Consider the following 13,048-nt stretch of genomic DNA (forward strand, 5'->3'; position numbering starts at 1 on the left):
TCGATGAATGGATTCCGGGTTCGCGCCTTTGCCGCGCCCCGGAATGACGACGTGTGTGGTTACGCTATCCCGCCAACATCTTCGCGATTGCGCGCAGATCCTGCCACGCCAGCCGCTTGTAGGACGGCGAGCGCAAGAGATAGGCCGGATGGAAGGTCGGCAGCGCGCGGATGGTGCGCGCACCCGTGTCGTAGTCGAACCAGCGCCCGCGGGTCCGCATGATGCCCTCGCGCGTTCCCAGCAGCGTCTGTGTCGAGGGGTTGCCGAGCGTCACCAGCACGTCGGGGTTCACCAGCTCGATCTGGCGCTGGATGAAGGGCAGGCAGATCTGTGTCTCCTGCGGCGTCGGTGTGCGGTTGCCCGGCGGCCGCCAGGGAATCACGTTGGCGATGTAGGCGGTGCTGCGGTTGAGGCCTATGGCTCCGATCATCAGATCGAGCAGCTTGCCGCTGCGCCCGACGAAGGGCAGGCCCTCGATGTCCTCATCGCGGCCCGGCGCTTCGCCGACGAACATGATGCGCGCCTGCGGATTGCCGTCGGCGAACACCAGTCGCGTCGCCGTGTGCTTCAGCGCGCAGCCCTCGAAGCTTTGCATGAGCTCCCGCAGCGCCTCCAGCGTCGGCGCGGTCCGCGCCGCCTCGCGCGCCGAAGCGATGGCGATGTCGGGAGGGGCTGCGGCCTCGCCACGCATCACCGCGGGCGCAGCCACCGGACGGGGCGCCTCGACCGGTGGTGCCGCGCGCGGGGCCGGTGGTGGAGCATCCAATTCCGCCAGGCGGTCGATCGGTTCCTCCGCCAGCGCGCAGTCGACCCCGGCCTCCAGATAGAAGGAAAGCAGCTCGCGGACGGTGGGTGCGGGTTCGGGGATCATGGGAAAGTCTGACTATTATATCATTCCGGGGCGCCTTGCATCCCGGCGAAATGTGATTCCGAGGTTGTCCTGCCCGGAAAAATCGGAAACAAGGGTGCGCAAACGACCGAGGACCGTCTCAAGGGCTGAGATCAGATGAGCACCGAAGAACTTCCCCCGCGCGAATCCATGGAATTCGACGTCGTCATCGTCGGCGCCGGCCCCTCGGGCCTGTCGGCCGCGATCCGGCTGAAGCAGCTCAACGCCGATCTCAACGTCGTCGTGGTGGAGAAGGGTTCCGAGGTCGGCGCGCATATTCTCTCCGGAGCGGTGATCGATCCGGCCGGCCTCGACAAGCTGATCCCGGACTGGCGCGAGGATCCCGATTGCTCGCTCAAGACCCAGGTGAAGGACGACCGCTTCTTCTGGTTCACCGAGACCGGCGCGATCAAGCTGCCGAACTTCATCATGCCGCCGCTGATGAACAATCACCATTGCTACATCGGCTCCCTCGGCAATGTCTGCCGCTGGCTGGCGCGCAAGGCCGAGGCGCTCGGCGTCGAGATCTATCCGGGCTTTGCCGCAGCCGAGGTGCTCTATGACGAGGCGGGCAACGTCAGGGGTATCGCCACCGGCGACATGGGGATCGGACGTGACGGCAAGCCGAAGGACTCCTTCACCCGCGGCATGGAATTGCTCGGCAAGTACACGCTGTTCGCGGAAGGCGCGCGCGGCAGCCTGTCCAAGCAGCTCATCGCGAAATACGCGCTCGACGCCAAGAGCGAGCCGCCGAAATTCGGCATCGGCCTCAAGGAAGTCTGGCAGATCGATCCTGCCAAGCACCAGAAGGGTCTGGTCCAGCATGCGGTCGGTTGGCCGCTAAAGAATGATACCGGCGGTGGTCTGTTCTTCTACCATTACGACGAGAACCTCGTGTCGATCGGCTTCGTCGTCCACCTCAACTACAACGATCCCTATCTGTCGCCCTTCGACGAATTCCAGCGTGTCAAGAACCATCCCGCGGTGCGAACCACGCTGGAGGGCGGCAAGCGGCTGGCCTATGGCGCCCGCGCCATCACCGAGGGCGGCTATCAGTCGGTGCCGAAACTCAGCTTCCCCGGCGGCGCGCTGATCGGCTGCGCGGCCGGCTTCGTCAATGTGCCGCGCATCAAGGGCGTGCACAATGCGATGGGCACCGGGATGCTCGCCGCCGAGCACGTGAATGCCGCACTCGCTGCGGGCCGCGCCAATGATGAACTCGTCGAGTACGAGAATGCATGGCGCGATTCCGTGGTTGGCAAGGACCTCTATCCCGTCCGCAACGCCAAGCCGCTCTTGTCGAAATTCGGCACCTTCATCGGCGCCGGCCTCGGCATTTTCGACATGTGGTGCAACACGCTGTTCGGCGCCTCGCTGTTCGGCACCCAGTCCCATGCCAAGCCCGATCGCGCCACGCTCGACGCGGCGAAGAATCACGCCCCGAAGAACTACCCGAAGCCGGACGGCAAGATCTCGTTCGACAAGCTGTCCTCCGTGTTCCTGTCCAATACCAACCACGAGGAGGACCAGCCGGTCCATCTGAAGGTCACGGACATGAACCTGCAGAAGACCTCAGAGCACGACGTCTTCGCCGGTCCTTCGAATCGCTATTGCCCCGCCGGCGTCTACGAGTGGATCGAGGAGGGATCTGGCCCGCGCTTCCAGATCAACGCCCAGAACTGCGTCCATTGCAAAACCTGCGACGTGAAGGATCCCAACGGTAACATCACCTGGGTTCCCCCGGAGGGCGGTGGCGGCCCGAACTACGAGGCGATGTAAGAGAGCAGGCCGGGCAACAGGACCTGATCGCGAAGGTGATCCGGTGCACGTTCGCGTGAGGAGGGGGGCCGCGGCCACCGGTCGCGGCCACGATAAGGCCATAGTGGCGGCGTCTTGGGGCTGCTCCTGACCGGGCTTGGCCGATTTGGGGCGTGCGGAGGGGGCGGCCGGTCCGAATCCTTGCGGCGAAGCGCCAAAAGCGGCATTGTCGGCCCAATGGTTCCGGGTCCGGATGCCTCCGGCCGCGTTCGCATGCGATACGGCCCTCTGCTGCAAACCCAGGCACTACCAACTCAAGGCGAGCCCTGATGCTTTCATACCGTTTCAACCGCTGGACTGTTGCCGCCATCGCCCTCTTGAGCACAGCGATCGCGACCGTCCCCGGCAGGGTCCTGGCGCAGACGCCAGATCATCCCTCCGATACGGCGGCGCAGTTTCCGACCCGAAACGATCTGAAGTCACTCACCACCGCCGGCAGCTATCTCGCCGCCCGCCACGCCAGCGTCGAGCGCGACGCCGCCTCGGCAGCTGCATTCTACCGCTCGGCGCTGCGCAGCGACCCGAAGAACAACGAGCTGCTCGACCGCGCCTTCATCTCGTCGGTTGCCGACGGCGACATCGACGAGGCGGTCAAGCTCGCCGAGCGCATCCTCACCATCGACAAGACCAATCGTGTCGCGCGCCTCGTCGTCGGCGTGCATGATCTCAAGGTAAAGAAGTACGCGGCCGCGCAGACCAACATCAACCAATCGATCCGCGGTCCGATCACCGACCTCGTCGCCACACTGCTGTCGGGCTGGGCCGCCTATGGCGCCGGCGATGCCAAGGGCGGTGTCGCCACCATCGACAAGCTGGCAGGCCCGGAATGGTATCCGCTGTTCAAGGATCTCCACGCCGGCATGATCCTCGAACTCGCCGGCAAGGAGAAGGACGCCGGCACCCGCTTCGAGCGCGCCTACAAGCTCGACGATTCCATGCTGCGCGTGACCGAGGCCTATGGGCGCTGGCTCTCGCGCAATAAGGATTCCGCCGCCGCGACCACCGTCTACCAGGCGTTCGACAAGAAGCTGGCGCGCCATCCGCTGATTCAGGAAGGCCTGCGCGACACCAAGGCCGGCAAGAAGATGCCGCCGCTGGTCGATTCCGCTCAGGCCGGTGCCGCCGAGGCGCTCTACGGCATCGGCGCCACGCTGACCCGCCGCGGCGGCGAGGATCTTGCGTTGGTCTATCTCCAACTCGCGCTCTACCTCCAGCCCAGCCATCCCCTGGCCCTGCTCTCGCTCGCCGATCTCTATGAGTCGGTGAAACGGCCCCAGATGGCGATCAAGGTCTATGAGCGCGTGCCCGCGACCTCGCCGCTCAAGCGCAACGCGCAGATCCAGCTCGCGATCGATCTGGATTCCGCCGATCGCACCGACGAGGCGATCAAGATCCTCAAGGGGGTCACCGCGGAGGATGCCAAGGACCTCGAGGCCATCATGGCGCTCGGCAACATCGAGCGCGGCCGCAAGAAGTTCGGCGATTGCGGCGCGACCTATTCGCTAGGCATCGACGCGCTGCCGGCCGGCAACGACAAGGCCAACAGCGTCTGGTACTATTATCGCGGCATCTGCGAGGAGCGCTCCAAGCAGTGGGCGAAGGCCGAGGCCGACATGAAGAAGGCGCTCGAGCTGCAGCCCGACCAGCCGCATGTCCTCAACTATCTCGGCTATTCCTGGATCGACCAGGGCGTGAACCTCGACGAAGGCATGAAGATGATCAAGCGCGCCGTCGAGCAGCGTCCCGACGACGGCTACATCGTCGATTCGCTCGGCTGGGCCTATTACCGCATCGGCAATTACGAGGAAGCGGTGAAGAATCTCGAGCGCGCGATCGACCTCAAGCCCGAGGATCCCACCATCAACGATCACCTTGGCGACGCCTATTGGCGCGTCGGCCGCACGCTGGAAGCCAAATTCCAGTGGTCGCACGCCCGCGACCTCAAGCCCGAGCCGGAGGAGCTTCCGAAGATCGAGGCCAAGATCGCCAATGGCCTCGCCGACGACAATTCGAACTCTTCGGCCGCGCAGGCGGAAAAGAAGAAGGACGACGGCAAGGGCGGCTGATCCGCATGATCCGGAAAATGTTCCGACAAGATCATGCGCGACAAACAAGTGTGTTCTGGGGGCGTGTCGCCGATGCCGGCGTTGATTGAAGAAGGACGGGCGAAGGTCAATCTCAGCCTTCGCGTCGTGGGTCGTCGTGCCGACGGCTATCATGATCTCGAAAGCGTGGTCGCCTTTGCCGACTGCGCCGACCGGCTGACGCTGGAGCCGGGCGGCGAGCTGAAGCTCACCACCACCGGGCCGCTGGCCGCGGCCTGCGGCGATACGTCTGACAATCTCGTGTTCAAGGCCGCCAGGCTGCTCGCCGAGGCGGTGCCGGGGCTGAAGCTGGGCGCATTCGCGCTCGACAAGGTGCTGCCGGTGGCGGCCGGCATTGGCGGCGGCTCGGCCGACGCCGCGGCGGCGCTGCGGCTCCTGGCGCGCCTCAACAATCTTTCGCTTGATGATCCGAGGCTGCAGAAGGTCGCGCTCGCGACCGGCGCCGACGTGCCGGTGTGCCTCGTCTCGCGGGCCTGCGACATGACCGGCGTCGGCGAGCAGCTGCTGCCGCTCGCGCTTCCGACCATGCCCTGCGTGATGGTCAATCCGCGCGTGCCGGTCGCCACCAAGGACGTGTTTCTGGAATTGGGCCTGCGCAACGGCGAGCTGCTGGTCGGTGCCACCGCGGTGCTCCAGGCTCCGGCCTGGCCGGAAGCGGGCGGATCGATTGCCGATTGGGTCGACGTTCTCGAAACGGTCGCAAACGATCTGGAAGCGCCTGCGCTGCGCATCGAGCCTGTGATCGGCGAGGTGCTGGAGGCCTTGCGCGATTCCGCCGGCGTCAAGCTCGCCCGCATGTCCGGCTCGGGCGCGACGTGCTTTGCGATCTACGGCGCGGCAAACGAAGCGCATGCCGCCGCGGAAAAGATCCGGCGCGATCATCCCGGCTGGTGGGTGCACGCGGGAACGTTGAGCTAGGTATTTCCCCGAGGACGTCGCCTTAGCCCGGATGGAGCGTAGCGCAATCCGGGCTGCTTCGGCGTATGCGGCCCCGGATTACGCTGCGCTCCATCCGGGCTACGCGTCCGAGCTAGCCGCTGCCATCCTCGGCCAAACCCAAAAACGTCCGGATCTCGCCCAACACCTCTGCCGGCTTGTCGTGCTGCAGCCAGTGGCCGGCGCCGGCAATGGTCTTGACGCGCGCCTCCCGGAAATAGCGATCGAGCCCCGCTCCCCTCGCGCCCGCCAGAAAACTTTCGCCGGCATTGAGCAGCAAGGTGGGGCAGGCGATACGGCCCCACAGCGCGATGTGATCGTCCGGCCAGAGCCGGTGCGGGGCGGAAGCGCGCTGATAGGGATCGAACTTCCAGCTATAGCTGCCGTCCTCGTTTTGTCGCGCGCCGTGCGTGGCAAGATGCAGCGCGAGCCCGCGGGTGAGGCGCTTGTTGTGAAGCACCATCTGCGCCGCGGCGTCTTCGAGGGTTGCATAGCGGCGCGGCGTCCGGTCATGCAGCTTGTCGAGCTGGCCGACCCATTTGTTGATGCGCTCATGCGCCGGCGGCTTCGGCGTGTCCGGCAACATGGTGACGCCGTCGAGCACGACCAGCTTCGAGACCAGCTCCGGGAACGATCCCGAGAAGATCAGGCTCACCATGCCGCCCATCGAATGGCCAATCAGCGTGATCTGAGGTGCGGCGACGCTGCGGACGAGTTGGGCGAGATCGTAAACATATTCGGTCAGTGCGTAGCTGCCGCCGCGGGTCCAGTCGGAATCGCCATGACCGCGCAGATCCGGCGCGATGACGTGGAAATGCGGTTGCAGCGACCGCGCGATGACGTCCCAGCTCCGGCAGTGGTCGCGGCCGCCATGGACCAGCACGACGACCGGCGCGCCAGCATTGCCCCAGTCGGCATAATGCAGCCGCAGGTCGTGCGATTCATAAAAGCGGTCTTGCGGGACGCTAGCCATTGGCCGGCCGCCGCGCCAAGGCGAGCGAGAGGCCGAGGCCCGCGATGAAGACGCCGGAGCCCTGGGCGAGGCGCCGCATCAGCCGCGGGCGTCCGATCAGGTGCGTGCGGGTCGCGGAGGCCATCAGCACCACGACGACATCGGCGAGCGTGTTCAGCGTCACCGAGATCGCGCCCAACATGATGAATTGCAGCGTCGGGCTCGATCCCGCGGGATCGAGGAATTGCGGGATGAAGGCGAGGAAGAACGCCGCGGTCTTCGGGTTCAGCGCCTCGACCAGCACGCCGTCGCGAAAGGCGCGCTTGTCGCCGACGGCGTCGCCCTCGAGCGAGAGCGTGCGTTCGGCGCTGCGAAAGGTCTTGATGCCGAGCCAGACCAGATAGAGTGCGCCGACAAACTTGACCGCGGTGAACAGTTCGGCGCTCGCCAGGATGATCGCGGAGATACCGAGACTGCCGGCCATGACATGGACCATCCCGCCCAACGCCGTGCCCGCGGTCGAGGCGAAGCCGCTGCCGCGCCCCTCTGACAAGGTGCGTGCCGCGACGTAGAAAATGCCGGGGCCGGGAATGGCGGCAATGAGGCAGGCGGCGGCCAGGAATAGCCAGAAATTCGTTTCGATCATCCTGTTTTCGTAGCGCAGCGGATCGCGATTGCAAGGCCCTTCGTTCAATCCATGCGGCTGAAGATCACGCTGGCATTGACGCCGCCGAAGCCGAAGCCGTTCGAGATCGCATGCTGCATCGGCATCGGCCGCGCGGCGCCGGCGACGATGTCGATGCCATCAGCGCCCGCATCGGGGTTTTCGAAATTGAGCGTCGGCGGCGCGATCTGGTCGCGTAGCGCCAGGATGGTGAAGATCGCCTCGAGGCCGCCGGCGGCGCCGAGCAGGTGGCCGGTGGCCGATTTGGTCGCGCTGACCGCAATGCTGCGGTTGCGGCCGAACAGCGAGGCGATCGCGCCAAGCTCGCTCTCGTCGCCGGCCGGCGTCGAGGTCGCATGTGCGTTCAGGTGCTGCAGATCCGCCGGCGCAAGGCTCGCTTGCCGAAGCGCAATCTCCATGGCGCGGCGGGCGCCGTCGCCGTCGGGCGGACCGGAGGGCATGTGATAGGCATCCGCCGTCGTGCCGTATCCGATCAGCTCTGCGATCGGCGTGGCGCCCCGCGCCAGCGCGTGCTCGAGCTCTTCGATCACCAGTATCCCGGCGCCTTCGCCCATGACGAAACCGTCGCGATTGCGATCGAACGGGCGCGAGGCGCGCGCGGGCTCCTCGTTGAAGCCGCTCGACAGCGCGCGGGCCGCGGCGAAGCCGCCGAGGCTGACGATATCGATGCAGGCCTCCGCGCCGCCGCAGATCGCGACATCGGCTTCGCCCGCGCGGATCATGCGCGCGGCATCGCCGATGGCCTGCACGCCCGCCGCGCAGGCCGTGACCGGCGTGCCCAACGCTCCCTTGTAGCCGTATTTGATCGAGACGTGGCCGGCGGCGAGATTGGCCAGGAAGGAGGGGATCGTGAACGGCGACAGCCGGCGCACGCCGCGCTGCTCGGTGATGCGCACCGCCTCCGCCATTGCCGGGAATCCGCCGACGCCGGAGGCGATGATCGTCGCGGTGCGTTCCAGCGCGCTCGCATCCTGCGGCGTCCATCTGGCCTGCGCGACTGCTTCTGCCGTGGCGAGCAGCGCGAACAGGATGAAGCGGTCCATCTTGCGCTGGTCTTTTGGCGCGGCAGCCTGCGCCGGGTCGAAGCCGCCCTCGGCGTCGTCGGCCTTGTCGGGCACGCGGCCGGCGATGCGCGCCGGCAGCGCCTGCGCCCATTCCGGCAGCGGACGCAGCCCGCTCTGGCCGGCGAGGAGCCGGCGCCAGGACAGTTCGACACCGCAAGCCAGCGGCGAGACCGCGCCCATGCCTGTCACGACGATACGACGCATGTCAGTCTCCGGCCGGCGCTACGGCCGGGTTCATGGCTTTGAGCGAAGCGATGCGCCGACGCATTCCGCGGCCGGCGCGCGGCCCGGCAATTGCGACCGTATTGGCGAGCGTGATCGGCTGCATGCTGGTGGCGTCGACCACGACGGGCTCGAGCGGGCGGACGTCGTCGCGGCTCGCCAGCAGAATGGATGCGCCCTTCGGCGCGAGATGCTTGTTGCCCCAGGCGAGCAGGGCCACGATCACGGGGAAGAAATCCCGCGCCTTGTCCGTCAGCACATATTCGTACCGCGGCGGCCGCTCGTGATAGCGGCGGCGGACGAACATGCCGGATGCGGTGAGATGGGCGAGCCGCCGCGACAGGATGTTCGGCGCAATCCCAAGGTTTTGCGCAAATTCGTCGAACTTCGTCGCACCCTGAAACGCATCCCGCAGGATCAGGATGCTCCACCATTCGCCGACCGTCTCCACGGCACGGCCGACGGGGCATTCGAGGATGGAGGGAGATTTTGGCTGCATGCGGGAAGGTTAGGGTAGTTACTTGCAAAAAGCAAGTTACTGGGCGGGCGTCGGCGTGTGAGGGACGGTTTGCGGGACCTGCGTTGATGCAGCGTACCAATCCAACCCCGTCACCCTGAGGTGGCCGCTTCTTCAGCGGCCCTCGAAGGGCGACGGCCCGGATGCACCAGCTCGGCCGTGCATCCTTCGAGGCTCGCGGCCGCGATGCTTGGCATCGCGCCACTCGCGCCTCAGGATGACGGGTTAACAGTGGTGCGGAAGTGTCGGAGATTTCGGGCGATCGCCCCTCAGTGCGACCTTGCCAGGCAGAACGCCACCACCTGCTCCAGCGCACTCTTCATCGGCGAGGACGGGAACAGCGCCAGCGCATCGACGGCCATGGCACCGTAGTGCTGGGCGCGGCTCAGCGTATCTTCCAGCGCGCGATGCTTGTTCATCAGGCCGATGGCGTGATCCAGATCGCTGTCGCCGATCTCGCCGCGCTCCAGTGCCCGGATCCAGAAGGCGCGCTCGGTGTCGTTGCCGCGGCGGAACGCGAGCACGACCGGGAGGGTGATCTTGCCCTCGCGGAAGTCGTCGCCGGTGTTCTTGCCGAGCTTGGCGCTCTTGCCGCCATAGTCGAGCACGTCGTCGACGAGTTGGAAGGCGATGCCGAGATTCATGCCGACCGAGCGGCAGGCGGTCTGCTCCGCCTTGGGACGGTTGGCGATGACAGGCCCGACCTCGCAGGCGGCTGCGAACAGCTCGGCGGTCTTGCCGCGGATCACGGCGAGATATTCATCCTCGGTGGTCGCGGTGTTCTTGGCGGCGGCGAGCTGCATCACCTCGCCCTCGGCGATGGTGGCGGCGGCCGCAGAGAGGATGTCGAGCGCGCGGAGCGAGCCGACCTCGACCATCATGCGGAAGGCCTGGCCGAGCAGGAAGTCACCGACCAGGACGCTCGCCTCGTTGCCCCAGAGCATGCGGGCCGACAGCTTGCCGCGGCGCATCTCGCTCTCGTCGACCACGTCGTCATGGAGCAGGGTGGCGGTGTGCATGAACTCGACGCTGGCGGCGAGCTTGATATGGCCGTCGCCGGCGTAGCCGGCGAGGTTGGCCATGGCGAGCGTCAGCATCGGCCGCAGCCGCTTGCCCCCGGAGGAGATCAAATGGTTGGCAACTTCCGGGATCATGGTCACGTCTGAACCGGTCCGCGACAGGATTGTGGCGTTGACGCGCTCCATGTCAGAAGCGACAAGGGCAACCAGCTCTTCGATCGACGCGCCGGGAGTTTCGAAAGGTACGATGACGGCCACGCCGGTCTCCAATATTTGCCCCGGAAGGGCTATTCTGACGGAAAGACAATAGAAACTGGCGGTGAATGCGGCAAGTGCTGCGGAACCATTGACATTTGCCGTCTACCCCCTTTTCAGGCAGGAGGCCTGCGTTTTGCGTGAACTGGTTCGGACCAACGATATGGTGCTGGTGTCGGCGATCGGCGCGCTGCTCGACGGCGCCAATATCCATCATCTGGTGCTGGACCAGAACATGAGCATCATCGAAGGCTCGCTGGGTATCCTGCCGCGGCGGATCCTCGTCCATGAGGACGACGCCCAGGAGGCGCGCCAGCTCCTCACCGAGGCCGGCCTCAGCCACGAACTGCGCGGCGATGAGTGAGGCCGCAGGCATTACCGAGGACGCCTTCCTCGGCGGCCAGTTGCGCCTGAAACAGAAGCGATCCGGCCATCGCGCCGGGCATGATGCCATCCTGCTTGCGGCGGCGACGCAGGCGCGGGCAGGGGACCGCGTGGTCGATTTCGGCGCCGGCATCGGCACGGCCGGGCTGGCGCTCGCCCGGCGCGTTCCGGGAATCAGGCTCGATCTGGTCGAGATCGATCCGGAACTGGCCGGGCTTGCGCGCGCCAATGCCGCCGCCAATACGATTGCTGCCGAGACGATCGTGCTCGACGTCACGGCCGATGCACAGGCGTTCGCGGCACACGGGCTCGGTCCTGATAGCGTCGACGTGGTGCTGACGAACCCGCCCTTCAATGATCCCGCCCGGCATCGTGGCTCGCCGGATCCGTCCCGCCATACCGCGCATGTCGCGACCGAGGAGACGCTGCATGCGTGGGTGCATGCAGCGCGACGGATCCTTCGATCGAACGGTGCGCTGACTCTGATCTGGCGCGCAGACGGAATCGCCGACGTTATGGCAGCGCTGTCATGCGGCTTCGGCAGCCTTGTCGTCCTGCCGGTTCATGGCGAAGCGGGAAGGCCTGCGATCCGCGTGCTGGTTCGCGCGGTCAAAGGCGGCAGGGCCCCGACACGGTTGCTGCCGGGCCTCGTGCTTAACGAAGAGTCACTCGTGCCTAAAAGAGAGGTGAGGGATATTCTGGAGGGGAGGGCGACGTTGCCGCTGGCGGAGCCGTGACGGCTTACTGCGGAAGCGATTCCGTCTGCTGTTCGGAGGAAGACGTGAAGCGAATTGCCGTAAAAAGTGCACCGATCAGCAGCAACAGCAGATAGATCTTCATGGCGTTTCCTCCGCTGCCTATTGCAGCTTCCCAACGCGGGTTCTGCAAAACACGTTCCAGGCACTTTCAATGACACTCGCGTGATAAGAAGTGGTTAATCAGAGGTAAGGCGATGGCCGAACAATTGAACGATCGTGAGGGTTCCGGCCTGGCCGACAAGCTCATGCAATACCTTCCGGCGCGCTTTCGGCCCGGCGCGGCGGTCGTGCCTGTGGTGCGGCTGTCCGGTGTGATCGGCGCGGTGACGCCGCTGCGTCCGGGCCTGACGCTTGCCGGCGTCGCGCGGGTGCTCGAGCGCGCGTTTTCCTATCGGCACGCCAAGGCCGTGGCGCTGGTGATCAATTCGCCCGGCGGCTCGCCGGTGCAGTCGCGCCAGATCTACCTCCGCATCAAGCAGCTCGCGGCGGAGAAGAAGCTGCCAGTGCTTGTGTTCGTCGAGGACGTCGCGGCCTCCGGCGGCTACATGATCGCCTGTGCCGGCGACGAGATCATCTGTGATCCCTCCTCCATCCTCGGCTCGATCGGTGTGGTCGGCGGCAGCTTTGGTTTTCAGGAAGCGATCAGGCGGCTCGGCATCGAGCGGCGCCTCTACACGGCCGGCGCGCACAAGGCGATGCTCGACCCGTTCTTGCCGGAGAATCCGGATGACGTCGCCAAGCTGAAGGCGATTCAGCGCGAGATCCACCAGATCTTCATTTCGCTGGTGAAGGAGAGCCGCGCGGCACGGCTGAAGGGCGCGGACGACACCCTGTTCACGGGCGAATACTGGGCGGGGGACAGCGCGATCGCGCTGGGACTCGCCGACAGCATCGGCGATCTCCGCTCAACTCTTCGTGCTCGTTATGGCGACAAGGTTCTCACCCCCGTGATCGCGCAGCCGACCGGACTTCTCTCCGGCCTTCTGGGGCGGAAATCGCCTGGCGCGGGGCAGCTTTCGGCCCTGGAATCAATGGCCGGCCTGCCGGACGAGCTGATCTCGGCGGTCGAGACGCGGGCGATTTGGGCGAAATTCGGGTTCTAGGCGGCACCCTCCCGCGCCATTTGGTCCCTTGGCGGGCCAATTGCGGCGCGGCTCCGACTGCGCAAGAATGCCCGTGGGGGCTGAGCATTGAACAAGGATCGACCGATGCCGCCGTTCGTTGCATTCGCGGGCGTCCTGGGCGGGCTTGCCGTGGTCCGCTGGGCCTACAAGACCGCTGTCAGGATCAACCAGGAGCTGGAGGAGATGCGCCTGTCGCGCGTCACCGAAGCCGCTCGCATGGGGGATATCCAGACGCTGAAGCGTGACCCCGTGACCGGGGCTTACCGGCCGGGTTAGCCGCTCCACACGCTCATTCGCCATTTCGGGGCTCGCGAAGCGAG

Annotated in this window: 13 protein-coding genes; 7 read left to right on the forward strand and 6 right to left on the reverse strand. The window is 66.0% G+C overall.

Annotated features, from left to right (window positions below):
- Positions 1 to 64 precede the first annotated feature (64 nt).
- Positions 65 to 871 carry a uracil-DNA glycosylase gene (locus X268_RS06420; RefSeq protein WP_128924149.1) on the reverse strand — a complete coding sequence of 269 codons (807 nt, stop codon included), beginning with the start codon at positions 869 to 871 and terminating at the stop codon, positions 65 to 67.
- Between the two features lie 135 nt (positions 872 to 1,006).
- On the opposite strand from X268_RS06420, the gene X268_RS06425 reads away from it, so the two are divergent.
- The 3 genes from X268_RS06425 to X268_RS06435 all read left to right on the forward strand — a co-directional run bounded on the left by X268_RS06425 (position 1,007) and on the right by X268_RS06435 (position 5,730).
- A complete protein-coding gene (locus tag X268_RS06425; RefSeq protein ID WP_128924150.1) occupies positions 1,007 to 2,668 on the forward strand; it encodes an electron transfer flavoprotein-ubiquinone oxidoreductase in 1,662 nt (553 codons plus the stop codon).
- A gap of 308 nt (positions 2,669 to 2,976) precedes the next feature.
- Complete coding sequence (locus X268_RS06430) at positions 2,977 to 4,773, forward strand: tetratricopeptide repeat protein (protein WP_128924151.1); 1,797 nt, start codon at positions 2,977 to 2,979, stop codon at positions 4,771 to 4,773.
- Between the two features lie 72 nt (positions 4,774 to 4,845).
- Positions 4,846 to 5,730, forward strand: coding sequence for a 4-(cytidine 5'-diphospho)-2-C-methyl-D-erythritol kinase (locus tag X268_RS06435; RefSeq protein WP_164937573.1), 885 nt, complete (start codon positions 4,846 to 4,848; stop codon positions 5,728 to 5,730).
- A gap of 112 nt (positions 5,731 to 5,842) precedes the next feature.
- Here X268_RS06435 and X268_RS06440 read toward each other — a convergent pair whose 3' ends face one another.
- The 5 genes from X268_RS06440 to X268_RS06465 all read right to left on the reverse strand — a co-directional run bounded on the left by X268_RS06440 (position 5,843) and on the right by X268_RS06465 (position 10,465).
- Positions 5,843 to 6,721, reverse strand: coding sequence for an alpha/beta fold hydrolase (locus tag X268_RS06440; RefSeq protein ID WP_128924152.1), 879 nt, complete (start codon positions 6,719 to 6,721; stop codon positions 5,843 to 5,845).
- Positions 6,714 to 7,346 (reverse strand): LysE family translocator, encoded by a 633-nt coding sequence (locus X268_RS06445; protein ID WP_128924153.1) that lies wholly within the window; start codon positions 7,344 to 7,346, stop codon positions 6,714 to 6,716. Before X268_RS06445 ends, X268_RS06440 begins: the two co-directional genes overlap by 8 nt.
- 44 nt (positions 7,347 to 7,390) lie before the next feature.
- Complete coding sequence (gene fabF, locus X268_RS06450; RefSeq protein ID WP_128924154.1) at positions 7,391 to 8,653, reverse strand: beta-ketoacyl-ACP synthase II; 1,263 nt, start codon at positions 8,651 to 8,653, stop codon at positions 7,391 to 7,393.
- Between the two features lies 1 nt (position 8,654).
- A complete protein-coding gene (locus X268_RS06455) occupies positions 8,655 to 9,170 on the reverse strand; it encodes a winged helix-turn-helix transcriptional regulator (RefSeq protein ID WP_128924155.1) in 516 nt (171 codons plus the stop codon).
- A gap of 287 nt (positions 9,171 to 9,457) precedes the next feature.
- Positions 9,458 to 10,465 (reverse strand): polyprenyl synthetase family protein, encoded by a 1,008-nt coding sequence (locus X268_RS06465; RefSeq protein WP_128924156.1) that lies wholly within the window; start codon positions 10,463 to 10,465, stop codon positions 9,458 to 9,460.
- Between the two features lie 133 nt (positions 10,466 to 10,598).
- On the opposite strand from X268_RS06465, the gene X268_RS06470 reads away from it, so the two are divergent.
- From X268_RS06470 to X268_RS06485, 4 genes are all read left to right on the forward strand, one after another.
- A complete protein-coding gene (locus X268_RS06470) occupies positions 10,599 to 10,826 on the forward strand; it encodes a putative signal transducing protein (protein ID WP_128924157.1) in 228 nt (75 codons plus the stop codon).
- The gene (locus X268_RS06475; RefSeq protein ID WP_128924158.1) at positions 10,819 to 11,583 is read left to right on the forward strand and encodes a tRNA1(Val) (adenine(37)-N6)-methyltransferase; all 765 of its coding nucleotides are present in this window, start codon (positions 10,819 to 10,821) and stop codon (positions 11,581 to 11,583) included. The genes X268_RS06470 and X268_RS06475 overlap by 8 nt, the downstream gene beginning before the upstream one ends.
- 215 nt (positions 11,584 to 11,798) lie before the next feature.
- Positions 11,799 to 12,707 carry a S49 family peptidase gene (locus tag X268_RS06480; RefSeq protein ID WP_128924159.1) on the forward strand — a complete coding sequence of 303 codons (909 nt, stop codon included), beginning with the start codon at positions 11,799 to 11,801 and terminating at the stop codon, positions 12,705 to 12,707.
- A gap of 105 nt (positions 12,708 to 12,812) precedes the next feature.
- A complete protein-coding gene (locus X268_RS06485; RefSeq protein WP_061878481.1) occupies positions 12,813 to 13,004 on the forward strand; it encodes a hypothetical protein in 192 nt (63 codons plus the stop codon).
- The last annotated feature ends 44 nt before the right edge of the window (positions 13,005 to 13,048 follow it).

This window comes from Bradyrhizobium guangxiense (genome assembly GCF_004114915.1).
Taxonomy (GTDB): Bacteria; Pseudomonadota; Alphaproteobacteria; order Rhizobiales; family Xanthobacteraceae; genus Bradyrhizobium; species Bradyrhizobium guangxiense.